Here is a 24,008-nt window from a genome sequence, read left to right as displayed (position 1 = left end):
AAATGCCTTATTACGGATACTATTATTTCGATCCCACGTGGATCCTTGTACTGATCGGCATGGTGATCTGCATGATCGCATCGGCCAGGGTAAAAACAACATTTTCCAAATATTCGGGAGTCAGAAGCAGAACCGGCATGACCGGCGCTGAGGCGGCCAGACGGCTCCTTGACAGCCAGGGGATCTACGGTGTGCAGATACTTCCTGTTTCAGGAAATCTGACAGACCATTATGATCCCAGGGATAAGACTCTGAAGCTGTCCCAGTCGGTATACGGAAGTACCTCGGTGGCGGCCATCGGAGTGGCGGCCCATGAGTGCGGCCATGCCATTCAGGATGAGGTGGGCTACGGTCCTCTGCGTCTCCGGACAGCTTTTGTGCCGGTGGCAAACTTCGGCTCCAGCATCAGTATGATCCTGATCGTGGCGGGACTGATTTTCGGAGCAAGAAACGGAAGCTATTCGATTCTGGTCAATATCGGAATCCTCTGCTTTTCCCTGGCGGTGCTGTTCCAGCTGATCACCCTGCCTGTGGAATTCAATGCCTCCAGAAGAGCGCTTGTGCTTCTCAGGGAAAACGGGATTCTTTATGAGGACGAAGCAGCCCAGACGAGGAAGGTGCTTTCCGCAGCGGCTCTGACTTATGTGGCGGGAGCGCTTTCGGCAATTCTGCAGCTTCTGCGTCTTATCATTTTATTCGGAGGAAGAAGAGATCGTGACTGATGTTCGTGAAACAGCCCTTGTCTGCCTCATGAGGATTCTGGAAAAGGGTGAATACAGCCATGTGGTACTGAAGGAGGTCCTGGAAGCTCATGAGGAGCTGGAAAAGCGGGACCGGGCGTTTCTCACCCGGCTTGTGGAGGGAACCATCGAGCACCTGTATGAGCTGGATTATATCATCGATACCTTTTCGAAGACAAAAACGGCAAAGCAGAAGCCGGTGATCCGGGAGATTCTGCGGATGGGCGTTTATCAGATCCGATATATGGACTCCGTGCCGGACCGGGCTGCCGTCAATGAGTCGGTGCGTCTGACCGTAAAGCGGGGATATGGATTTTTTAAGGGCTTTGTGAACGGAGTGCTTCGCGCCGTCTCCGGAAATCCCGACGGTATTTCCTGGCCGAAACGGGAGGACGGCTTCGCACAGTGGGCCAGAGTGAAATATTCCATGCCTGTCTGGATCACGGAAAAGCTTCTTTCCGAATACGGGGAAGAACGGACGGAGGGACTTTTAGTCTGCGGTCTTTCGGAAAGACCGCTTACGGTGCGGTGCAACGAAAGCAGGGCCTCCCTGGAGGAGACAGAGGAAAGCCTCCGGTCCCAGAACATTGGGTTTCAGCGGGTGGAGGATGTTCCCGGCGCTCTGCTTCTTGAAAATTACGATAATCCTGCAGGGATCCGAGCCTTTGAGGAGGGCCATCTGCAGGTACAGGACGTGAGCTCCATGCTGGTGGGGCTTGCAGCGCAGATAAAGCCCGGAGACTGTGTGCTGGATGTCTGCGCGGCACCGGGCGGAAAAAGCCTTCATGCGGCGGATCTACTGGCAGGCACCGGTCATGTGGAGGCCAGAGATCTGACACCGGAGAAGGTGGCCCTCATCAGGGAGAATATCCGGCGCAGCCGCCTTACCAATATTTCGGCGAAGGTGTGGGATGCTCTGAATGAGGATCCGGAAAAAATAAAGTCGGCCGATGTGGTCCTGGCGGACCTGCCCTGTTCGGGAATGGGGATCATCGGACGGAAGAGTGATATCAAATACAGGCTGACAGAAGCTTCCGAGGAGGAGCTTTGTGCTCTCCAGAGAAAGATCCTTCAGGTAGTATGGAAGTATGTGAAGCCGGGAGGACGGCTGGTATTTTCCACCTGCACCGTATTTCCGGGGGAGAACCGGGACAATGCCCGGTGGTTTCTGGAGCATTATCCCTTTGAGCAGGTGGATCTTAAAAAGGTGCTGCCGAAGCGCTTTTTTGCAGAGGGAGAAGAATACTACGATCTCCAGCTTTTGCCGGGAGAGAAAGGAACAGATGGATTCTTTATTGCAGCATTCACAAGAAAATCAGATACATAAGAGGACGGACGGAAAGTGGGATATCAAATCCCTGAGCCTTGAGGAGCTTTCGGCGATCCTTGCCCAAATGGGGGAAAAGCCCTTCCGGGCAAAACAGATCTTTTCCTGGCTCCATGAAAAGCTGGTGACAGATTTTGAGGAGATGACCAATCTATCCAAAGGGCTTCGGGAGAAGCTTCGGGAGAACTTTTTTCTGACGGTGCTTACGCCGGTGGAGGTCCTGGCCTCCAGGCTGGATGCGACCAGAAAATACCTGTTCCGGCTGCCCGACGGCAATGTGATCGAGAGCGTCTGGATGGAGTATCATCATGGGAACAGCGTCTGCATTTCCTCCCAGGTGGGCTGCCGCATGGGCTGCCGCTTCTGCGCTTCCACCTTGGACGGCCTGGTCAGGGGATTGACTCCCGGGGAAATGCTGGAGCAGATCTACCGGATGCAGAGCCTTATGGGAAAGCGGATCTCCAACGTGGTCATTATGGGTTCCGGCGAGCCGCTGGATAATTACGACAATTTCGTGAAGTTTGTCCGCCTGGTGACTGATGAGCGGGGCTTTAACTTAAGTGTCCGGAACATTACCATTTCCACCTGCGGCCTGCCCGATCAGATCTTAAGGCTGGCCGATGAGGGACTTCCGGTGACGCTGGCCCTTTCCCTCCATGCGACCAACGATGAAAAGCGACGGGAGCTGATGCCCATCGCCAATAAATACAGCTTAAGCCAGGTACTTCCCGCCTGTGACACCTACTTTGAAAAAACAGGACGGCGGCTGAGCTTTGAATACAGCCTGGTGGGCGGGGTCAACGATACGGCAGAGGAAGCGAAGGCCCTGGCGGCACTTCTGGGAAAGCGAAACTGCCATGTGAATCTGATACCGGTGAATCCCATTAAGGAACGGAAATACGTTCGTTCCGGGCAGCAGGCCATTGCCAATTTCAAAAATATACTTGAAAAAAGTGGAATTAATGTTACTATAAGAAGAGAAATGGGGCGCGACATCAATGGAGCCTGCGGACAGCTGAGACGCAGCTACAGCGAAACGTGTCCGTAAAAGGGTATCTGTTCAGGCAGGAGGAGGATAGACCATGAAGGCCTACGCAATGACCGACCGGGGGAGAAAAAGACAGATCAATCAGGATGCAGTATATTATTCAGCCTATCCGGTTGGAAATATTCCCAATCTGTTCCTTGTGGCAGACGGGATGGGAGGGCATCAGGCCGGAGATTTTGCATCGAAATATACCATTGACAATCTGGTCAGACTGGTAGAGGAAGCCGAGGGAAACAACCCCATCACGATTTTAAACGAAAGCATCCGGCAGGCAAACAGCCTGCTCCTTCAAAAAGCCTCTGAGGAGGATGAGCTGGCCGGAATGGGAACGACTCTTGTGGCGGCATGTACCATGGGGCCGGTTCTGTGTGTGGCAAATGTGGGGGACAGCCGTCTCTATGTCGTAAGCGAAGAGGAGATCCGTCAGATCACCAGAGATCATTCTCTTGTGGAGGAACTGATCCAGCGGGGTGAGATGGAACGGGGAAGTGCGGCTTATCACGAGCATAAAAATATCATTACCAGGGCCATCGGTGCCGGAAAGGATGTATGCGCAGATTTTTTTGAAGTAAATCTGGAAGCGGGAGACACGGTGCTCATGTGCTCCGACGGCCTTTCCAATATGGTTGCCGATGAGCGGATCCGGGAGCTTTCCGCGGGCCGTGAGGACCTTCGGGCAGTATGTGAGGATTTGATAGAAGAGGCAAATAATAATGGCGGTAAGGACAATATCGCAGTTGTGGTGTTCCGTCCGTCAGACGATGAGGTGAAAGAATGGTAAGAGCAGGAATGTTTCTGGGAGACCGCTATGAGATCCTGGAAAAAATCGGTTCCGGCGGGATGTCGGATGTATACCGCGCCAAGGACCACAGACTGAACCGGGATGTGGCCGTCAAGGTTCTTAAGCAGGAATTCAATTCCGACAGAACGTTTATCGGAAAATTCAGGACAGAGGCCCATGCGGCGGCCTGTCTGTCTCACCCCAATATTGTCCATGTGTTTGATGTGGGCGATGAAAATGACATCCATTATATTGTCATGGAGCTGGTGGAGGGAATCACCCTCAAGACTTATATTTCCAAGAAGGGCAAGCTGGAGATCCGGGAGACCATCGGAATCGCCATGCAGGTGGCCCAGGGCATTGAAGCTGCCCATGAGCAGCACATTGTCCATCGGGACATCAAGCCCCAGAATATCATTATTTCCAGGGACGGAAAGGTGAAGGTGACGGACTTCGGCATTGCGAAGGCATCTACCACCGAGACCATTACCTCCAGTACCATGGGTTCGGTTCATTATATTTCTCCAGAGCAGGCCAGAGGCGGTTACTGCGACGAGAGAAGTGATATTTATTCTCTTGGTATTACCATGTATGAGATGCTGACAGGACGTGTGCCCTTCGAGGGGGATTCCACCGTATCGGTGGCTCTTCTGCACATTCAGGGCGAGATGGTTCCGCCGAGAAAATATGAACCGATGATTCCGGTGAGCCTGGAAAAGATCGTATTAAAGTGTACGCAGAAGAAGCCTGAGATGCGTTACCGCACTGTCACAGAGCTCATCGCTGATCTGAAGCGGGCTCTGATGACCCCCAACGAGGACTTTGTTCACATGAATACCGTGAACAGCAACGGTCCTACCAGAGTTATGAGCCAGGATGAGGTCAATCAGATCCGGAGCGGCGCCGCCATGGGTGCCATGGCAGCAGGCACGACAAAGGGACGCGGCAGCGAATATGCGGACAGAGGCTATGACGAATATGATGACATGGAGGAAGAGGAGCGGTATCAGCTGGATTATGATGACGAGGACCTTCTTCCTGATGATGAAGATGAGGACGATTACGAAGAAAATTCCAAATCCGATAAAGTTTACACCATCGTAGGGATTGCAGTTGCCGTGATCATCGTGCTGCTTGCCCTGTTTATTCTGGGCAAGACCTTTGGGTTTTTCAATTTCTCCGGAGGAAACAAAAATCAGACGGAGAGTACGGCCGAATCAGACGGAACAGAGGTAGAGATGCCGAGCCTTCTGGGCAAGACCATTTCTGAGGCAGAAGCCCTTCTGGCTCCGCTGGATCTGGAAATGAAGCTTTCCTACAGCGAGTCCAAGGATTACGAGGACGGTCAGATCATGGAACAGGAGTTCCCTGAGGGGCAGGCGGTGAAGCGCCATACGGTCATCAAGGTGACTGTGAGCAAGGGCTCCACAGAGACCAAGGTTCCGGAGAATCTGATCGGCATGACGAGAGAGCAGGCCATGAAGGCCCTCCATGAAGCCGGACTCAATCCGGAATTCAGCGAGATCTTCAGCGAGCTTCAGGAGGTCGGACTGGTGGCGAAGGTAAGCCCCGGTCTGGGCACAAAGGCTACCATGGGCGATACGGTTACGGTATACCTGTCCAAGGGACCGGAGACAAAGACGACCACCGTTCCCAATCTCCTCGGAAAATCCGAGAACCGTGCAAAGCAGGAGCTTTCTGATGCCAAGCTGGAGGTGGGAAGCATCACCGAGGATTACAGCGACGATTATGAAGAAGGCGAAGTTATGAGCCAGTCCGTCAAGAGCGGAAGCACCGTGGAGGAAGGCACCAAGGTAAGCTTTGTGGTAAGCCTTGGAAAGAAGGAGACCACCGTTTCCATGCCGGATGTCATCGGACGGTCTGAGGCGGACGCCATTGCAAGACTCCAGTCCCAGGGACTGATCGCAAAGCCGGGATATTATTATGACGATGAGATGGCACAGGGACTTGTCTTTGATGCGTCTGTGGATGCCGGAACAAAGCTGGATGTGGGCACAGAGGTGGAGATCTATGTGAGCAAGGGACCGAGACCGACTGAGGCGCCGACAACACCGCCCACGGAGGCACCGACCGAGGCACCGACCGAGGCACCGACGGATGCGCCGACCGAGGCGCCGGCATCAGAGTAGCTTAAGCCATGAAGGGAAAAATAATAAAGGGAATTGCAGGCTTCTATTATGTCCACGACGGTCATGATAAGGTCTATGAATGCAAAGCAAAGGGCATTTTCCGAAACCAGGGATTAAAGCCTCTGGTGGGTGATGATGTGTCGGTGGATGTCCTTTCCAGTGAGGAGAGCCTGGGGAATATCACGGAGATATTCCCCAGGAAAAACAGCCTGATTCGTCCGGCTTCGGCCAATGTGGACCAGGCCCTTGTGATCTTTGCAGTAAAGGAACCGGCCCCCAATCTGAATCTGTTGGACCGGTTTCTTGTTATGATGGGGCAGCAGGGGCTTCCCTGCCATGTCTGCATCAGCAAGACGGATCTGGATGTCGGCGAGGCAGAAAGACTGGCCGGTATCTATGAGAAGGCCGGTTATCCGTCTCATCTGGTGAGCACCTACGAAAAGAGGGGGCTTTCGGAGCTTTCCGTGCTCCTGGCAGGAAAAACCACGGTGATGGCCGGACCCTCCGGCGTGGGAAAATCCTCCCTTATGAATCTGATCAATCCGGAGGCACAGATGGAGACCGGTACCGTCAGCGCAAAGATCGGCCGTGGACGCCATACCACCAGGCATACGGAGCTTTTCTGTGTGGGAGAGGATACCTATCTTCTGGACACGCCCGGCTTCAGCTCTCTGGAAATCGAAGGGATGCTCTGCAGTGAGCTGCGGTTTTATTATCCGGAAATAGAAGCTCTTGAGGGAAAATGCCGGTTTCAGGGCTGCATTCATGGAAAGGAGCCGGACTGTGCAGTCAAGAAGGCGGTGCTGGAGGGCGGCATCAGCCGGGAACGATATGAAAATTATCTTCAGCTCTATGAGGAGCTGAAAGCAAAAAAACGTTATAAATGAAAAGGAGACCGATATGTTGATTTTATCCCCTTCTATCCTGGCGGCGGATTTCACAAAGCTGGGAGAACAGATCAAGGAGACTGTGGAGGCAGGTGCCGAATATATTCATCTGGATGTGATGGACGGCATGTTCGTGCCTCAGATTTCTTTTGGTATGCCGGTTATTGAGACTATAAGAAGCTGTACCGACAAGGTGTTTGATGTGCATCTGATGATCCAGGATCCGGGCCGGTACATTGAGACCTTTGCTAAAACGGGAGCCGATATTATCACCGTTCACGCCGAGGCCTGCACCCATCTGGACCGGGTGATCCAGCAGATCAAGGCGGCCGGTGTGAAGGCAGGCGTGGCTTTGAATCCGGCGACTCCCCTGTCTGCGCTGGATTATGTGCTGGACGAGCTGGACATGGTGCTGATCATGACGGTAAATCCCGGCTTCGGCGGACAGAAGCTGATTCCCTACTGCCTGAAAAAGGTCAGCGACCTGCGGGCGATGATGAAGGAGCGGGGACTGGACATCGACATTCAGGTGGACGGCGGCATCAAGGCCTCCAATGCAAAAGAGGTTATCGAGGCAGGTGCCAATGTACTGGTGGGCGGTTCGGCGGTATTTTCCGGCGATGTCGCGGCCAATACGAAGGCATTTATGGATGTGTTTGCAGAGTTTGAATAAAACGGGATGACAATATGAAGGTTTTGATTGTAACCGGCGGTGACGTGGACAAAGCGTCTGCCGCCGGATTTTTAAAGGGTTGGGGGCCGGACTTTGTGATTGCTGTGGACGGAGGCCTCCTTGCAGCGGAGGAGCTTACGCTTTTTCCCGACTGCATCGTCGGGGACTTTGATACCATTGAGCCAAAACGGCTCGCACCTTACCGGGAGCGTGGGGTCCATTTTGAGACCCATAAACCGGAGAAGGATTATACCGATACGGAACTGGCACTGTTTTACGGACTTTCCCTGGAGGGCGTCACGGAGATCACCATTCTGGGCGGCCTGGGCCGTCGGTTTGATCATGCGCTGGCCAATCTGCAGATCCTGCTTCACGGACTGAAAAAAGGCGTTTTCTGCCGGATGGTGGATGCATACAACTGCATTTATCTGTTAGAAAGGCCAAAAACACTGAAACGGTCAGAGACCTGGGGAAAATACATTTCTCTGATCCCATTCACGGAGAAGGTGAGTGGGGTGACCCTGGAGGGATTCAAATATCCGCTCCTCGAGGCGGTCCTGGTTCAGGGAAACAGCCTGGGCATCAGCAATGAACTGACGGAGGAGACGGGAACCATCCGGATCCGCGAAGGGATCGCCGTCTGTGTGGAGTCCAGAGATTGAAAATCATCGGGATCCGAAAATCAAAAAGGAGTAAATATGGGCAAGGAAATTGACAGATCACACAACAATCAGAAAAAAATCGCAGTCATCAATGATATCTCCGGATTCGGTCGCTGTTCCCTTACGGTGGCTCTGCCCATTATCTCGGCCATGAAGGTTCAGTGCTGTCCGGTTCTTACTTCGATTTTTTCCAACCACACCGGCTATCCGGAGTATTTCTTTGATGATTATACGGCAAAAATGCCGGAGTATATTGAAAAATGGAAGAGGCTGGGTCTTGAATTCGAGGGAATCTGCTCCGGTTTTCTGGGATCAAAGGAGCAGATCGATATTGTGAGGGATTTTATCCGGGATTTTCGGACAGAGAGAACCACTGTCATTGTGGATCCCATCATGGGAGATCACGGCGTTCCCTATGCCACCTATACGGAGGACATGTGTCGGGAGATGAAGCGGCTGGTGGAGTATGCGGACATTCTGACTCCCAATCTGACAGAGGCCTGTATTCTGACGGATACACCGTACCATGACGGCCGCTGGACCATGAAGGATCTTGTTTCCATGGCGGAGAAAATAAATGACGAGGGACCGGATAAAATTGTTATCACGGGAATCCGGCAGGGAGATTTTGTGGCAAATCTTGTCTATGAGGCTGGAAAGGAACCGAGAATCTTAAGAAGCCATCTGGTGGGAACGGAGCGGGCCGGTACCGGAGACGTGTTCTCCTCGGTCATCGCCGCGGATGCGGTAAACGGTGTCCCCTTTGACAGGTCCGTGAAGAAGGCAGGGGATTTCGTGAAAAGATGCATTCTCCGCTCAGAGGAGCTTGGGATCCCCAGACAGGATGGTGTATGCTTTGAGGAGCTTTTGATGACATTAAAATAAAGACGGAACAGTGGAGAATGAAAAATGGGAAAATTGATTCTGGCATCTGCATCGCCCAGAAGACGGGAGTTACTTGCCCTGACCGGACTTCCCTTTGAGGTGAGGCCGGGAAACGGGGAGGAGATCATTCATACAGACGATCCGGCAGAGGCGGTAAAGGAGCTGTCTTTTCAGAAGGCCTCGGCCGCCTGCGGGCTTGCTTCTGACGGAGATCTTGTCATCGGTGCAGATACGGTGGTGGCTCTGGATGGGACCATCATGGGAAAACCGAAGGATGAGGAGGAAGCCTTTTCCATGCTTGAGCGCCTTCAGGGAAGAGAGCATGGGGTCTATACAGGCGTTACAGTCATAAAAAAGGGAACTGAGGAATGCGTGACCTTTTCCGAACGGACAGCGGTCCATGTGCTTCCCATGACTTCGGAGGAAATATGGGATTATATAAAGACCGGAGAACCCATGGATAAGGCGGGAGCCTATGGGATCCAGGGCAGATTTGCCGTATATGTGGAACGGATCGAGGGAGATTACCAGAATGTGGTGGGACTTCCCGTAGCAAGACTTTACGGAGTGCTGAAAAAATTCAGGGAGGAGATCGTATGATCAAGCTGATAATGACAGATATAGACGGGACGCTGGTAAAGGATGGTTCCAGCACCCTGCCGAAGGAACTGGTGGACACCGTGAATGCCCTCATTGACAGGGGAATTCATTTTGTGGCCAACAGCGGCCGTTCCCTGATCAGTACGGAACGGCTGTTTGATCCCATCAAGGATCGGATCTATTATGCAGCCTGCAACGGGGCACTGATGGGACGCTATCAGGAGCTTCTTTTTGCGGAAACTGTTGAGAAGTCCCTTTTGTTGACCCTTCTTGAGGATGTGCGGACCATTAAGGATACGGTTCCCTTTTTTACGGGAGCGGGGATCATGTACTCCGATTCGGAGGATGAGGAGCTTCTTCGGTGGATGACCGAGGGATATCAGGAGGACATCACAAGGGTACCAGATATTGCCGCCATGCCGGAAGATTTTGTGAAGCTGAGCGTTTACGATAAAAAGCACAGATCCGGCGAAACCTTCCGGTCCTTCTGTGAAAAGTGGAAGGGTGTTGTCTCCACGGCAACAGCCGGCTCCATGTGGCTTGATGTATTTAAATTTGGCATCAGCAAGGGAACCGCAGTCAGATGGTATCAGAATTATTTTGGGGTGACCCCGGAAGAAACCCTGACCATGGGAGATCAGCAGAATGATGTTCCCATGTTAAAGGAGGCATACCACAGCTATGCGGTAGGCAATGCCATTCCTGAGGTTAAGGCGGCGGCCCGCCATGTGGTTGATACCTGTGAAAACGGCGGAGCGATCGCCGTGCTCAAGTCTCTCCTGTAAGGAGGAGCAGTCTGTGAAATTTGTCCATTTATCGGATCTCCATCTGGGAAAACGGGTCAACGGTTTTTCCATGATGGAGGACCAGAATTATATTTTAAAGGAAATTCTGAATATCATCGATGAGGAACGGCCGGACGGGGTGATCGTTGCCGGGGACGTATACGATAAAGCTGTGCCTGCTGCTGAGGCCGTCTGCCTTTTTGATGATTTTCTGTACGAGCTTTCCAGCCGGCAGCTGTCGGTTTTCGTGATCAGCGGAAACCATGATTCGCCGGAACGGATCGCGTTCGGTTCCCGGCTCCTTGACAAGAGCGGGATCTATCTGTCACCGGTCTATGACGGGACTGCCGCACCCGTTGTCCTTTGGGATGCCTTCGGCAGTGTGAATGTCTATCTGCTTCCTTTTCTGAAGCCCTCCCATGTGCGCCGTTATTTTGAAGATGAGAGCATTGAGTCCTATACGGATGCGCTGCGAACCGCCATACATGCCATGAACCTCGATCCGAAATCCAGGAATATCCTGGTCACCCATCAGTTTGTCACCGGGGCATCCCGGTGCGAGTCGGAGGAGATTTCTGTGGGCGGTCTGGATAATGTGGATGCTTCGGTCTTTGAACCCTTTGATTATGTGGCCCTCGGCCATATCCACGGCCCTCAGTGCATCGGCAGAGAGACGGTCCGATACTGCGGAACTCCCCTTAAGTATTCCTTCTCAGAAGCGGGACAGGAGAAATCGGTGACTGTGGCCGAGCTTGGAAATAAGGGAGAGGTTTCTGTCCGCACAGTGCCGCTTGTACCAAAGAGGGAGCTTTTTAAACTTCGGGGGACGTATCTGGACCTTACAGCCAGATCGTATTACAGCGATCTGGACCGGGAGGCCTATTATCAGATTACTTTGACGGATGAGGAGGATATTCCGGAAGCAGTCGGCAGGCTCCGCGTTATTTATCCCAATCTCATGAAGCTTGATTATGACAACAGGAGGACGCAGACGGCGGGTCAGCCCTTTTCATCGGAGGCGCCGGAGGAAAAGACGCCCATGGAGATTCTGGAGGAGCTTTATGAAAAGCAGAACGGAGGACCCATGAGCAGCAGACAGAGGGTGCTTGCCGGGGAACTGATCGAAAAAATATGGGAGGATGAGCCATGAGACCGGTGAAGCTTGTGATTTCGGCCTTCGGACCTTACGCCGGCAGGACGGAGGTTCCTATGGATGCGCTGGGGGAACGGGGGCTTTATCTCATAACCGGAGATACGGGAGCGGGGAAAACGACGATTTTCGATGCCATTACCTTTGCCCTTTACGGGGAAGCCAGCGGGACAAACCGGGAGCCGTCCATGCTCCGGTCCAAATATGCCGGGGATGCAACCCCCACAGAGGTGGAGCTGACATTTGCCCACGGTGGGAAAATGTACCAGATCAGGAGAAATCCGGAGTATGAACGGCCGGCCAGAAGGGGCGGAGGCAGGACGGTTCAGAAGGCGGACGCAGAGCTTTTTTTTCCGGACGGCAGGATCGTCACAAAGGTGAAGGAAGTAAATGCTGCTGTCAGAGAGCTGCTTGGAGTGGATCGGGAGCAGTTTTCCAGGATCGCCATGATCGCTCAGGGGGATTTCCTCCGGCTTCTGTTTGCACCCACGGAAGAGCGGAAGCAGATTTTCCGGCAGCTTTTTGAAACGGAGCGCTACCATGTGCTTCAGGAGCGGTTTAAGGAGCTGGCGGGTAATCTGGGAAAACAGTGCGGGGAACTGGAAGCCGGCCTTTGGCAAAGCATCGATGGAATCCGGTGGAGACCATCTGAGGAGGCTTTTGGGACGGCGGTGAAGAACCGGAAGGTACCGGCACAGGAGATCCTTTCGGCCCTTCGAAAGACCATTGGCCAGGATGAGGAAGAAGAAACAGTCCTGGAGGAAGCGCTTTCCGGTCTGGAGGAAAGGCTGTCATCCGTCAATCAGCTTCTTGGACGGGCAAAGGAGCAGAACCGGACCAGAGAGGCACTTAAGACGGCAGAGAAACGGCTGGAGGAAAAGCGGGAGAGTCTCAAAAAAGCGGAAGAGCTCCTTTCCGAAGAGCAGGGCCGGGAGGAGGAACGGAAGCAGAAGAAAAACCAGGGCGTGCTTCTTGAACATGAGCTTCCCCGTTATCGGGAATTGGAGGCTATCAGAAAAGAACGGGAGAAAGCCGAAAGGGAGCTTCAGAAAAAGCAGGAGGATCTGGAAAAAGGAACCGCCCGTCTGGAAAAGCTGCGTGTGGAGCTTCGGGCACGCCGGGAGGAGCAGGCCGGACTTTGGAAGGCCGGGGAAAGACTTGCACGGCTTTCCGGAGAGATGACGCAGGAGAAAGAGCGGAAAGGCCGGCTTTCAGAGCTTTTGAAGGACCTGAAGGAATCAGAACGGCTTTGGAGAGAATTTGAAGCGGCAAGGGATGCCTATCTCGCTTCTGCCGGGAAGGCGGAGGAGGAAGCGGCAGCTTTTGCCCGTCTGAACAGGGCCTTCCTGGATGGCCAGGCCGGGCTTTTGGCAGAACAGCTTCTGGATGGGGAGCCATGTCCGGTCTGCGGTTCCCTGTCCCATCCCCATCCGGCCGGACGGACAGAGCATGTTCCCACAGAGGAGGAGCTTAAAAAGGCGGAGGAGAGAAGAGATCGGCAGGCAAGGCTGGCCCGGGAGCGAAGTCTGGCTTCCGGTGATGCAAAGGGAAGAGCCGAAGCAAAGGAGCTGGAGATTCAAAACCGTCTGACCTCACTTTTCGGAGATCGTTCCATGGAGGGAGCGAAGGCCAGGGCAGAGGCTGCTCTGGAAAAGACCATTGCCTACATTCGTGTTCTGGAAGCGGAAATGCAGGCGGAGGAGCGGAAGAGGGAGCGAAAGGAAGAACTGGAACGGATGCTTCCGAACCTGGAGGCACAGCTGGAGCAGGAAACAGAGAACAGCCAGCAGAGGGCGGAAGAGCTTTCCGGCCTGATTGCGAAGGCAAAAGCTGCGGAGGAAAAGGCCGGTCAAATGAGACGGGAGCTGACCTGCGAGGACGAAGCTCAGGCCGTACAGGCACTGGTTTCCCTGAACAGGCAGCTTTCCGCCATGGAGGAAGCGCTTCGTCGGGCAGAGAAAGCATACCAGAAGAAAAAAGAGGAGCTTTCCGGAATCCTGGAACAGAAAAGCCTTCTGGAGTCTCAGCTTGACGGGACGGAGCCTGCCGATGAACAGGAATATGAGAGGGAAAGGGACCGGATTCTGGGAGACAAGGCGGACACAGAAACACGACGACTTTCGGTGAAGACGAGGCTGGCTGCGAACAGAGGCTGTGAGGAGACCATGGTTTCCCTTGGAAACCGCCTGAAGGAAGCAGAAGAGGAATGGAAGAGCGTCCGTGCTCTGGCGGCCACCGCAGGAGGAACGCTGCCCGGAAAAGAAAAGATCATGCTGGAAACCTATGTCCAGATGGATTATTTCAACCGGATCATTGCCAGGGCCAATGTGAGGTTCCTGGCAATGTCTGATGGTCAGTATGAACTCAGGCGTCAGGAAACGGCAGAGAACAATAAAAGTCAGAGCGGTCTTGAGCTGTCAGTTCTGGATCATTACAACGGAACGGAGAGGAGCGTCAAGACGCTGTCGGGAGGAGAGGCTTTCAAGGCTTCCCTGGCCCTGGCCCTTGGCCTTTCCGATGAAATTCAGGCTTCTGCCGGAGGAATCCGCCTGGATACCATGTTTGTGGACGAGGGCTTCGGTTCTCTGGATGAGGAGTCTCTGAACCAGGCCATCACAGCTCTCTCGGGACTTGCCGGCGGAAACCGTCTTGTGGGCATCATTTCCCATGTGCATGAGCTGAAAGAGCGGCTCGACAGGCAGATCATTGTCACAAAGGAGAAAACAGGCGGTAGCGCGATCCGGATTTCTGTGCTATGATAATCGCAGGAAAACGCCGGTGTGGAGGTATTTGATGTGAGAAAAATCGGGAAACGGGCTGCGGCCCTTGGGATGATCCTGTGCATGCTGCTTCCGGTTCTGGGCGGCTGCGGGAAAAAGGGAGGGATCCGTTTTACTGCGGGCCTTAAGGATACGGAGCTTTTCCGTCTGGAGGAGGAGATCTGCGAAAGACCGGAGGCCATGATCTTTATGCTCAGTCAGAAAACGAAATATGAGCACGAATACGGCAGCGGGATCTGGGAAGTGATGATCGGGGACAAGACCTTCGGAGAATACATGAGGGATAACCTTCAGGATTTTCTGGCCAAGATGAAATGTATGGTACTGATGGCAGAAAAGTATGAGGTGGTCCTGACCGATGAGGAAAATGTCCGGATTTCCCAGGCGGCCGAAACCTATGTGAACGGCCTTTCCGATCAGGTGAGGAAGGCCACCTCCATCGATAAGACGGCGGCGGAGACCGTATTCCATGATTATTATATCTCCAACCGGCTCATGGAGAAGCTGACGGCTGATGTTTCCACGGAGATCAGTGAGGATGAGGCACGGGTCATCCGGGTCCAGCAGATTTTCCTGGGAACCGAGGGACTTTCCGGCACGGAGAAGGAAGTGAAACGGACGGAGGCTCAGAATATCCGGACCCAGGCCGAGGCCGGTGCAGATTTTTCCGTTCTGGGAAAGAATGAAAATGAGGCAGAGGAATTTGAACTGGAGCTTTGCAGAGGAGAGGCGGAGCCTCAGTTTGAGGAGGCGGCGTTTGCCTTGAGCAGCGGACAGATCAGCGAGGTGGTGGAAACGGCCTACGGATTCCATGTCATCAAATGTATCAATAATTATGATGAAGCAAAAACGGCGGAGAACAAGGAAGCTCTGGTCAGGAAGCATAAGGAAGACCGTTTTTACGAATACTACGATGCCTTTGTAAAGACAATCGTGGCGGAATACAATGAGAAGGCATGGAAAAGGCTGGATTATCGGGAGGATTTCGGAACACCCGGCAGCGATTTTTATGAGGTCTACTATCAGTATTTCAATGACGGACAGCAATAAGAGGATCATACTGGGAAAAGGGGATGCCGAAGCATCCCCTTTTCGTGTTGTGACTCAGAACTGACGGAAGATTCAGTGGTTGCAGAAGCAGGACAGAATCAGGATCCAGATCAGCCAGCTGCAGCTGTTGCAGCCATCGCCGCCGAAGAAGCTGCCAAAGCCGAAGCCACAGTTGTCGTCACAGTCACCATGACCGCAGAGGCAGAGAATCAGTAACAGGAATAAGATGTTGTTTCCACCGGAGCTGCAGCCTCCGTTATTGGGACATCCACAGTTTGTTGCAGCCAGATCACTCATGATAAATCCTCCAAAGATTGTTTACACTATAGGATATGTCTGAAGTCTGTCCTTGTTTCCATATTGAGGAGGATGATTCCTTTTTGATTAATTTTATAAAGTGTATCAATATAAATGCTTGAAAAAAGTAAGCGAAAGACGTATAATAAGGGGTGGAAACACACAGGGGGTATTAACATTATGATGGATCATATAGACAGACAGATCGTAAATATTCTGCAGAAAAATGCGAGAACACCGCTCAAGGTCATTGCGGAGAAGGCTTACCTTTCTTCTCCGGCGGTATCTGCCAGGATCGAGCGGCTGGAGAAAGCCGGGATCATCACCGGCTATTCTGCGGAGATCAATGTGGAAAAGCTGGGCTATCATATCATGGCCTTTATCAATCTGGAGGTACAGCCCAAGCAGAAGAGTCAGTTTTATCCGTTTATCGAGGCCTGTCCCAATGTGCTGGAGTGCAATTGTGTCACCGGACAGTTTTCCATGCTCATCAAGGTGGCCTTCAACAGCACTGTGGAGCTTGATCAGTTCATCGGACGGCTTCAGGACTATGGACGGACCAGTACCCAGATCGTTTTTTCCACACCGGTGGGTCCCAGAGGGATTCAGGTCCTGGATGAGGAGGAAGAAAACCGGGGAGGGAAAGAGTGATGAAGGCTCTGGACCATTTGAGGACTATCAATCACCACAAAGGGCAGGTGATGAAAAACTGCTTCCGGGTGGGCATGTACAAACAGGGGCTTCTCCACGATTTATCCAAATATAATCCGGTGGAATTCTTTGTGGGCTGTAAGTATTATCAGGGGAATCGGAGCCCCAATGCGGCGGAGAGGGAGGCGAAGGGGTATTCCTCGGCGTGGCTCCATCACAAGGGCCGCAACAAGCACCATTTTGAATACTGGATTGACGTGGATATGGACAGAGGCTACCAGATCGCCGGGATGCAGATGCCGGTGAAGTATGTGCTGGAAATGTTTATGGACAGGATCGCGGCATCCAAAACATACCTGAAGGAGAACTACACGGATAAAAGTCCGCTGGAATACTACAAGCGGACCAGAAAGGTCATGGTGATCCACCCCAAGACCAGGAGGCAGCTGGAGGTGCTTCTGGTGATGCTGGCCAAAGAAGGGGAGGAGGAGACCTTCCGATATATCAGAGAGCATATTATAAAGAGAAAAAGCTGGCCCAAAGGATGATTTTGGGTATAGCGTCTGCAGAACACAAAACCCTTGGAAGCGGAGAGAGACTGCCTTCGAGGGCTTTTCTGCGTTTGGAAAAGCTTGATACGGGCAGAACCTGTGAAACTTGCGTGAATTCCTTGCCAAAACTATGGAAATACGAAACAGGGTCTGATAAAATGACAGTGTATCTTTTAATAAAAGCCCGGCATATGGTAATCAACAGGCCGCACCGAAGCGGCCGGAAATGAGGACGATATGGAAAAAATAAAGATTCTTGTGGTAGACGACGAAAGCAGAATGCGGAAGCTTTTGAAGGATTTTCTTGTAAAACGTGATTTTATGGTGGAGGAGGCCGGAGACGGCGAGGAGGCAGTGGAGCTTTTCCTGGAAGATAAGGATATCCGCCTCATCATCATGGATGTGATGATGCCGAAGATGGACGGCTATGAGGCGGTCCGGACCATCCGTCAGTATTCTCAGGTGCCAATCATTATGCTGACGGCAAAGAGCGAGGAGCGGGACGAGCTTCTCGGCTTCGAGCTGGGAGTGGACGAATACATCTCCAAGCCCTTCAGCCCCAAGATCCTGGTGGCAAGGGTGGAGGCGATCCTGAGACGCAGCATGGCGGTGAAGACAGGAACGGTGGAGGTGGGAGGCATCGTCCTTGACAAGGCGGCTCATCAGGTGACTGTGGACGGTCAGCCGGTGGAACTGAGCTTCAAGGAATTTGAGCTTCTGACCTATTTTGTGGAAAATCAGGGGCTTGCCCTTTCCCGGGAGAATATTCTGAACCATGTGTGGAATTATGATTATTTCGGAGATGCCAGGACCATTGACACCCATGTGAAAAAGCTTCGCAGCAAGCTGGGAAAGCGCGGCGAATATATCAAGACCATCTGGGGAATGGGGTACAAGTTCGAGGTGGATAAGGAATGAAGCACACCATTCGATTTAAATATACCATGATCCTGACGGGCGTGGTGGCTGCGGTCATTCTGGCCAGCTGGATCGCCGTCAATCTGTGTCTGGAGCCCTATTACCTGCAGCGGAAAAAAAATACGCTCATTCAGGCCTACAATGAGCTGGAGACACGGATGGAGAATGACGGGACGGTAACCGCCGATACGAAAATGTATCTCAGAAGGGTCAAGGAAAATTACAACATTGAAATATTTTTATGGGATTCCGCCCAGAAGGTGATCTATTCTTCCGGCAGCGGAGAGGCCCTTCAGAGCGGAAATAACCTCTTTGACTATATTTTTGGCACAAACCAGAGCGTGGAGCGGCTGGAGGCAACCAGTAAGTATCAGATCAATAAGGTGTATGACGGAAATCTCCAGGCTTATTATATGGAAATGTTCTCGTCCTATCTGGGCGGGAGCTTTTCTCTGATGCGGGTTCCCCTGCAAAGTATTCAGGAGACGGTCCGCCTGGTGAACCAGTTGAATCTGTATGTGGCCCTGGGAGTGGCCGCGGCCGGTATTCTGGCGGTCTGGTTCCTGACGAAAAACATGACGGCTCCCATTCTGGAGCTTTCTTCCATTGCGGAGCGGATGGCCAGCCTGGACTTTACGGCCCGGTATGAGGGAAATGACAACCGGGAGATCGAGATCCTGGGGCAGAGCATGAACCATATGTCGAAGCAGCTGGAAAAGACTATTCTGGAGTTGAAAACGGCCAATCTGGAGCTGAAACGTGATATCGAGCAGAAAACGAAAATTGATGAGATGCGGCGGGAGTTTTTGTCAAATGTGTCCCATGAGCTGAAAACGCCCATTGCGCTGGTACAGGGATATGCGGAGGGACTTAAGGAGGGGATCAACGACGACCCTGAGACCATGGAGTGGTACTGCGACGTGATCATCGATGAGGCTTCCAAGATGAATACCATGGTGAAGAAGCTTCTTACCTTGAATCAGATCGAGGCGGGCAGGGAACAGCTTTCCATGGAGCATTTTGATCTGATCCCTGTCATCGAAGGCGTTTTGAATTCCTATCGGCTTCTTCTGGAACAGAAGGAGGCGAAGGTCTCCCTGAAATGCCCGAAGAGCCTTTATATCTGGGCCGATGAATATATGGTGGAAGAGGTGATCCGAAACTATGTGGGTAATGCCCTGAATCATCTGGAGGGAGAGAAAAAAATCCTGATATCGGTGGAAAAACAGGACAGCAGGGCTCATATCCAGGTTCGGAATACAGGGGCACCCATTCCGGAAGGGGATATCGAAAGGATCTGGGACAAGTTTTATAAGGTGGATAAGGCCAGAACGAGAGAATACGGCGGCAGCGGGATCGGACTTTCCATTGTGAAGGCAGTCATGGAGGCCCACAACTGCAGTTATGGTGTAAAAAATGAAGAAGATGGAGTAAGTTTCTTCTGTGAGTTTGACTGTAAATAGAAGCCGTGTTATACTGAATAATAAAGATTATGGGGAAGATATATGGGTTTATGGATTGCAGGAATTATCCTGGCAGGTTTGGTGATTGCGCTGCTGCTTGTTTCCCGGTATGAGCGGAATCATGTGGCAGTAAGAGAATATGAGGTGGAGTCCGAAGCCGTCGGTGAGGCCTTTGACGGATATACGATGGTGGTCATGGCGGATCTTCATGACAATGGGGCCGGCAGGCGAAACAACCGAATGATGGCTTCTATCCGAAGGATCCATCCGGATGCAGTCATGGTGGCAGGAGATATGGTGATGGCCAGAAAGGGTGTCTGCCGTTACGGGGAAAGTGTCCGCCTGCTCCGTCGTCTGGCCTTCCGTTACCCGGTATACTACGGCCTGGGCAATCATGAGGACCGGATGGGCAGGGAAAAGGAAGTCTATGCTTCTGCCTACCGGGAGTGGTACAGTGAGATGATGCGGGCCGGAGTGACGGTCCTTGACAATCTTTCCCTGACCATTCGGGATGGAAAGGATGCGCTCACCATCACCGGCCTGAACATGGATCGATGCTATTATCATAAATTTAAAAAGCGTCCCATGGAGCCGGGCTATCTGGACCGGACGCTGGGAGTGGCCAGACGGGACGAATATCATATTCTGCTGGCCCATTCGCCGTCGTATTTTGAGGAATATGCGGCCTGGGGAGCAGATCTTACTTTAAGCGGTCATTATCATGGAGGAACGGTACGCCTGCCTTTTCTGGGCGGGCTGATCTCTCCCAATTTTGAATTGTTTCCCCGCTGCAGCAGAGGACGGTATGAAACAGATGGAAAAACCATGCTTGTCAGCGGCGGGCTTGGGACCCATTCCGTCAACCTCCGGTTGGGCAACATGTCGGAGCTTCTGGTGGTCCGGCTGAAGCGAAGGCGCCGGGACGGCGAACGGGCTTAAAAACTCTGCCTGGGATATTATGAGAGAGAAATGAGGATTTGACATGCAGTCAGTGCTGTCGGTGAAGCTTCAGGCCTTTGAGGGGCCTTTGGATCTGCTTCTTCATCTGATCGATAAAAATAAAGTGAATATTTATGACATCCCCATTGCGGAGATTACCGACCAGTATTTGGAGTATGTGAACGCCATGGACAAAGAGGATCTGGATGTGGTCAGCGATTTTCTTGTGATGGCGGCGACTCTTCTGGACATCAAGTCCAGAATGCTTCTTCCCGCCGAGGAGAATGAGGAAGGGGAAGAGGAGGATCCCCGACAGGAGCTGGTGGAGCGGCTGCTGGAATACAAAATGTACAAGTATATGGCCGGAGAACTGAAGGACAGACAGCTGGACGCGGAACGGCTTCTGTTCAAACCGGAGACCATTCCGGAGGAGGTGGCAAAGTACCGTCCGCCGGTGGATCTGGAGGAACTGCTGGATGGGGTCACCCTGACAAGGCTCAACGATATCTTCCGGGCAGTTCTGAGGCGGCAGGAGGACAAGATCGATCCGGTCCGCTCCAAATTCAGTCAGATCCAGAAGGAGCCTTTCCGTGTGGCGGATAAGATCGTGGAGATCCTCAATCTGGCGGCTGACCAAAGACAGCTTTCCTTCCGGGAATTTCTGAAGGCACAGTCCAGCCGGGTGGAGCTGGTCGTCGCTTTTCTGGCGGTGCTGGAGCTGATGAAGATGGGGAGTGTGACTCTCCGGGAGATGGATGGAGAGGAGGAGGATTTCCTTCTCGAAGCTTCCGAGGAGCTTATTAAGGACCGGGAACGGCTGGCAGAGGAACTAACCGCCAGCATTGACGGGTGAGAGAAGAAACAGGAAAGAAAAGGCAGAAATTTATGGAAATAAAAGAAGCAAAGAGGATTCTGGAGGCGGTACTGTTTGCCATGGGCGGCTCAGTGGAGTTAAAGTCCCTGGCGGAAGCCATTGGGCAGGATGAGGAGACAACCAGAAAGCTGGTGCAGAGCCTGGCGGATGATTATGAGGCCGAAGAACGCGGCATGAAGATCATCGAGCTGGAAAGCGCTTTTCAGATGTGTACCAGACCGGAATACTATGAAAATCTGATCCGGGTTGCGGCCCAGCCGAAGAAATATGTCCTGACAGAGGTACTTCTGGAAACTCTTTCTATTATCGCCTATAAGCAGCCTGTGACGAGGCTGGAGATCGAAAAAATCCGAGGGGTCAAATCGGACCATGCGGTCAATAAACTCATTGAGTACGGCCTTGTGGAGGAGGTCGGCAGACTCAACGTGCCGGGGCGGCCCATTTTATTCGGGACAACAGAAGATTTTCTGCGAAGCTTCGGCGTGTCCACACTGGAAGAGCTTCCGGCCATGAAGCCGGAGCAGATGGAAGAATTCAAGGCGGAGGCTGAAGAGGAAGCTCAGCTTAAGCTGGATCTGTAAGGAGGAGAAGGGTATGAAAAAAATCGGTTTTATCGGCTGCGGAAATATGGCCAGGGCCATGATCGGAGGAATTGTGGGAAAGAAGCTTGTGGCACCGGAGGAGATCATTGCCTCCAACAGAAGCCGGGGCGCCCTTGATTATGCGGAGAAGACCTGGGGTATCTGTGTCACCGGCGACAACAGGCAGGTGGCAAGGGAAGCGGAGATCCTGGTGCTGGCAGTAAAACCCCAGTTCTACAGCCAGGTGATCCAGGAGATCAGGAATGAGGTAAATGAGACCCAGCTGATCATGAGCATTGCACCGGGCAAGACCCTTGCCTGGTTTACGGAGCAGTTCGGACGGCAGCTTAAATTTATCCGCTGCAATCCCAACACTCCGGCTCTGGTGGGAGAGGGGATCACCTCCGTATCGCCCAACGAGCTGGTGACGGAGGAGGAACTGAAACGGGTCATGGATGTGCTCGAGAGCTTCGGACGGGCATCGGTGCTGCCGGAAACCATGAGCGAGGCGGTCATTGCCGTCTGCGGAAGTGCTCCTGCTTATGTGTTTATGTTCATCGAAGCCATGGCTGACGGTGCCGTATCGCTGGGAATGCCCAGAGCTCAGGCATATGAGTTTGCCTCCCAGGCGGTTCTCGGAGCTGCAAAGATGGTGCAGGAGACAGGGCTTCATCCGGGAGCCCTCAAGGATATGGTCTGCTCGCCCGGCGGGACCACCATTCAGGCGGTCCGTGTCCTGGAGGAGCGGGGGCTTCGAAGCAGCGTCATCGAAGCGATGACTGCCTGCGCCGACAAGGCCAGAAGGATGTAACAGGCCTGACAGACAGAAGGTAAAAGATTTGATATGTTGAATATGACGGGTGAAAAGTGGAAGGCAGAAAGCCGGAAAGGAGTCACTATGAAAAAGATTACAGAGTTTACAAGGGAGGAGCTTTTGGAGCTTCAGGAGGAGCTTGAAAAGCAGTACGAGGAGTTTAAGGCCCAGGGACTTAAGCTGGATATGTCCAGAGGCAAGCCTGCGGCAAGCCAGCTGGATCTGACCAACGGGCTTTTGACAGCACTGGATGATTACCATACCGAGTCAGGTCTGGACGCCAGAAATTACGGGGTTCTGGATGGAATTCCAGAAGCCAAAAAGCTATTTTCCGATCTTTTGGATATTCCTGTAGATAAGATCATTGTGGGCGGCAGCTCCAGCTTAAATCTGATGTACGATGCCATGACAAGACTGATGCTCTTCGGTACCCAGGGGGAGAAGCCCTGGAAGGATGTGAAGGGAATCAAGTGGCTTTGCCCGAGCCCCGGCTATGACAGGCATTTTGCCGTTACCGAGGACATGGGTATGGAGCTGATCCCGGTTCCCATGACGGCGGAAGGACCGGATATGGACGTAGTGGAAAAGCTGGTGGCAGAGGATGATACCATCAAGGGTATCTGGTGTGTGCCGCTTCATTCCAATCCCCTCGGCGCCTGCTATTCTGACGAGACGGTGGATCGTCTGGCTTCCATGAAGACGGCGGCGAAGGATTTCCGTATCTTCTGGGATAATGCCTACGGCGTTCACCATATTTACGAGGAGGTTCCCTTGAAGGATATCTTCAAGGCGGCTGCGGCATGCGGAAATGAGGACAGGATCCTTTATTTCTTCTCCACCTCCAAGATCACCTTCCCCGGTGCAGGCATTGCCATCATGGCGTCCAGCCTGTCCAACATTGCGGAGATCAAAAAGCATATGACCATCCAGACCATCGGCCATGACAAGTTAAATCAGCTCCGCCATGTGAAATACTTCGGCAATGCGGAAAATATCCGCGCCCACATGAGAAAGCTGGCCGATGCGTTAAGACCGAAATTTGATATGGTTCTCGACACTCTCGATGCAGAGCTGGGCGAAACAGGCCTCGCGTCTTGGGTAACGCCGAAGGGCGGCTACTTTGTAGCACTGGATACTCTTCCCGGCTGTGCAAAGGAAACCGTAAGGCTTGCAAAGGAGGCTGGCGTTACCATGACCGGCGCCGGAGCTACCTGGCCCTACAAGAAGGACCCCAAGGACAGCAATATCCGTATTGCACCCACCTATCCGACCATCGAGGAGCTTGACAAGGCCATTCATCTGTTCTGCCTGTGCGTGAAGCTGGCAGGAGTGAAGAAGCTGATCGGAGAATCATAAAAAGAAAATACTGGAAAAGCTCCGGCAAAAGGGCCGGAGCTTTCCT

At 52.7% G+C, this 24,008-nt stretch carries 24 protein-coding genes; 23 read left to right on the top strand and 1 reads right to left on the bottom strand.

Features of this window, described 5'->3' with window-relative positions; genetic code table 11:
- The first annotated feature begins 2 nt into the window (after positions 1-2).
- Genes QJ036_RS07790 through QJ036_RS07725 form a run of 14 tightly spaced genes read left to right on the top strand, consistent with a single transcriptional unit; the run spans position 3 to position 15,518 of the window.
- The gene (locus tag QJ036_RS07790) at positions 3-722 is read left to right on the top strand and encodes a zinc metallopeptidase (protein WP_283230825.1); all 720 of its coding nucleotides are present in this window, start codon (positions 3-5) and stop codon (positions 720-722) included.
- Positions 715-2,067, top strand: coding sequence for a 16S rRNA (cytosine(967)-C(5))-methyltransferase RsmB (rsmB, locus tag QJ036_RS07785; protein ID WP_283230824.1), 1,353 nt, complete (start codon positions 715-717; stop codon positions 2,065-2,067). Before QJ036_RS07790 ends, rsmB begins: the two co-directional genes overlap by 8 nt.
- Positions 2,024-3,115 (top strand): dual-specificity RNA methyltransferase RlmN, encoded by a 1,092-nt coding sequence (gene rlmN, locus QJ036_RS07780; protein ID WP_283230823.1) that lies wholly within the window; start codon positions 2,024-2,026, stop codon positions 3,113-3,115. Before rsmB ends, rlmN begins: the two co-directional genes overlap by 44 nt.
- A 34-nt stretch (positions 3,116-3,149) precedes the next feature.
- On the top strand, positions 3,150-3,896 hold the full coding sequence (locus QJ036_RS07775; RefSeq protein ID WP_283230822.1) for a Stp1/IreP family PP2C-type Ser/Thr phosphatase: 747 nt from the start codon (positions 3,150-3,152) through the stop codon (positions 3,894-3,896).
- Positions 3,890-6,046: a Stk1 family PASTA domain-containing Ser/Thr kinase gene (gene pknB / locus QJ036_RS07770; protein WP_283230821.1), complete on the top strand. Its 2,157-nt coding sequence runs from the start codon at positions 3,890-3,892 to the stop codon at positions 6,044-6,046. The genes QJ036_RS07775 and pknB overlap by 7 nt, the downstream gene beginning before the upstream one ends.
- 8 nt (positions 6,047-6,054) lie before the next feature.
- Positions 6,055-6,933 (top strand): ribosome small subunit-dependent GTPase A, encoded by an 879-nt coding sequence (gene rsgA, locus QJ036_RS07765; RefSeq protein ID WP_283230820.1) that lies wholly within the window; start codon positions 6,055-6,057, stop codon positions 6,931-6,933.
- A gap of 13 nt (positions 6,934-6,946) precedes the next feature.
- On the top strand, positions 6,947-7,606 hold the full coding sequence (gene rpe, locus QJ036_RS07760; RefSeq protein WP_283230819.1) for a ribulose-phosphate 3-epimerase: 660 nt from the start codon (positions 6,947-6,949) through the stop codon (positions 7,604-7,606).
- Between the two features lie 14 nt (positions 7,607-7,620).
- Entirely contained in the window at positions 7,621-8,268 is a 648-nt protein-coding gene (locus tag QJ036_RS07755) for a thiamine diphosphokinase (RefSeq protein ID WP_283230818.1), read from the top strand.
- 36 nt (positions 8,269-8,304) lie between these two features.
- The gene (locus QJ036_RS07750) at positions 8,305-9,153 is read left to right on the top strand and encodes a pyridoxamine kinase (RefSeq protein ID WP_283230817.1); all 849 of its coding nucleotides are present in this window, start codon (positions 8,305-8,307) and stop codon (positions 9,151-9,153) included.
- A gap of 24 nt (positions 9,154-9,177) precedes the next feature.
- On the top strand, positions 9,178-9,753 hold the full coding sequence (locus QJ036_RS07745) for a Maf family protein (protein WP_283230816.1): 576 nt from the start codon (positions 9,178-9,180) through the stop codon (positions 9,751-9,753).
- Positions 9,750-10,538 carry an HAD family hydrolase gene (locus QJ036_RS07740; RefSeq protein ID WP_283230815.1) on the top strand — a complete coding sequence of 263 codons (789 nt, stop codon included), beginning with the start codon at positions 9,750-9,752 and terminating at the stop codon, positions 10,536-10,538. Before QJ036_RS07745 ends, QJ036_RS07740 begins: the two co-directional genes overlap by 4 nt.
- Positions 10,539-10,551: 13 nt before the next feature.
- Positions 10,552-11,688, top strand: a complete 1,137-nt coding sequence (locus QJ036_RS07735) for an exonuclease SbcCD subunit D (protein ID WP_283230814.1) — start codon at positions 10,552-10,554, stop codon at positions 11,686-11,688.
- Positions 11,685-14,447 carry an AAA family ATPase gene (locus QJ036_RS07730; RefSeq protein WP_283230813.1) on the top strand — a complete coding sequence of 921 codons (2,763 nt, stop codon included), beginning with the start codon at positions 11,685-11,687 and terminating at the stop codon, positions 14,445-14,447. Before QJ036_RS07735 ends, QJ036_RS07730 begins: the two co-directional genes overlap by 4 nt.
- Positions 14,448-14,468: 21 nt before the next feature.
- Positions 14,469-15,518, top strand: coding sequence for a peptidylprolyl isomerase (locus QJ036_RS07725; RefSeq protein ID WP_283230812.1), 1,050 nt, complete (start codon positions 14,469-14,471; stop codon positions 15,516-15,518).
- A gap of 72 nt (positions 15,519-15,590) precedes the next feature.
- Here the strand turns inward: QJ036_RS07725 and QJ036_RS07720 are convergent, their stop codons facing one another.
- Positions 15,591-15,815: a chorion class high-cysteine HCB protein 13 gene (locus QJ036_RS07720; protein ID WP_283230811.1), complete on the bottom strand. Its 225-nt coding sequence runs from the start codon at positions 15,813-15,815 to the stop codon at positions 15,591-15,593.
- 183 nt (positions 15,816-15,998) lie between these two features.
- On the opposite strand from QJ036_RS07720, the gene QJ036_RS07715 reads away from it, so the two are divergent.
- From QJ036_RS07715 to QJ036_RS07675, 9 genes are all read left to right on the top strand, one after another.
- Complete coding sequence (locus QJ036_RS07715; protein WP_283230838.1) at positions 15,999-16,466, top strand: Lrp/AsnC family transcriptional regulator; 468 nt, start codon at positions 15,999-16,001, stop codon at positions 16,464-16,466.
- Positions 16,466-17,014: a DUF5662 family protein gene (locus tag QJ036_RS07710; RefSeq protein WP_283230810.1), complete on the top strand. Its 549-nt coding sequence runs from the start codon at positions 16,466-16,468 to the stop codon at positions 17,012-17,014. The genes QJ036_RS07715 and QJ036_RS07710 overlap by 1 nt, the downstream gene beginning before the upstream one ends.
- A gap of 240 nt (positions 17,015-17,254) precedes the next feature.
- Positions 17,255-17,935, top strand: coding sequence for a response regulator transcription factor (locus tag QJ036_RS07705; RefSeq protein WP_283230809.1), 681 nt, complete (start codon positions 17,255-17,257; stop codon positions 17,933-17,935).
- Entirely contained in the window at positions 17,932-19,398 is a 1,467-nt protein-coding gene (locus tag QJ036_RS07700; protein WP_283230808.1) for a sensor histidine kinase, read from the top strand. Before QJ036_RS07705 ends, QJ036_RS07700 begins: the two co-directional genes overlap by 4 nt.
- A gap of 42 nt (positions 19,399-19,440) precedes the next feature.
- Positions 19,441-20,337 (top strand): metallophosphoesterase, encoded by an 897-nt coding sequence (locus tag QJ036_RS07695; protein WP_283230807.1) that lies wholly within the window; start codon positions 19,441-19,443, stop codon positions 20,335-20,337.
- A gap of 43 nt (positions 20,338-20,380) precedes the next feature.
- The gene (locus QJ036_RS07690) at positions 20,381-21,190 is read left to right on the top strand and encodes a segregation and condensation protein A (RefSeq protein ID WP_283230806.1); all 810 of its coding nucleotides are present in this window, start codon (positions 20,381-20,383) and stop codon (positions 21,188-21,190) included.
- A 32-nt stretch (positions 21,191-21,222) separates the two neighbouring features.
- The gene (gene scpB / locus QJ036_RS07685; RefSeq protein ID WP_283230805.1) at positions 21,223-21,792 is read left to right on the top strand and encodes an SMC-Scp complex subunit ScpB; all 570 of its coding nucleotides are present in this window, start codon (positions 21,223-21,225) and stop codon (positions 21,790-21,792) included.
- A gap of 13 nt (positions 21,793-21,805) precedes the next feature.
- The gene (proC, locus tag QJ036_RS07680; protein ID WP_283230804.1) at positions 21,806-22,603 is read left to right on the top strand and encodes a pyrroline-5-carboxylate reductase; all 798 of its coding nucleotides are present in this window, start codon (positions 21,806-21,808) and stop codon (positions 22,601-22,603) included.
- A gap of 87 nt (positions 22,604-22,690) precedes the next feature.
- Positions 22,691-23,962: an aspartate aminotransferase type Ic gene (locus QJ036_RS07675; RefSeq protein ID WP_283230803.1), complete on the top strand. Its 1,272-nt coding sequence runs from the start codon at positions 22,691-22,693 to the stop codon at positions 23,960-23,962.
- The last annotated feature ends 46 nt before the right edge of the window (positions 23,963-24,008 follow it).

This window comes from Fusibacillus kribbianus (genome assembly GCF_030053595.1).
Classification (GTDB): Bacteria; Bacillota; Clostridia; order Lachnospirales; family Lachnospiraceae; genus Lientehia; species Lientehia kribbiana.
Note: the sequence above shows the minus strand (reverse complement) of the source record. Positions and strands in the feature narration are given on the sequence as shown.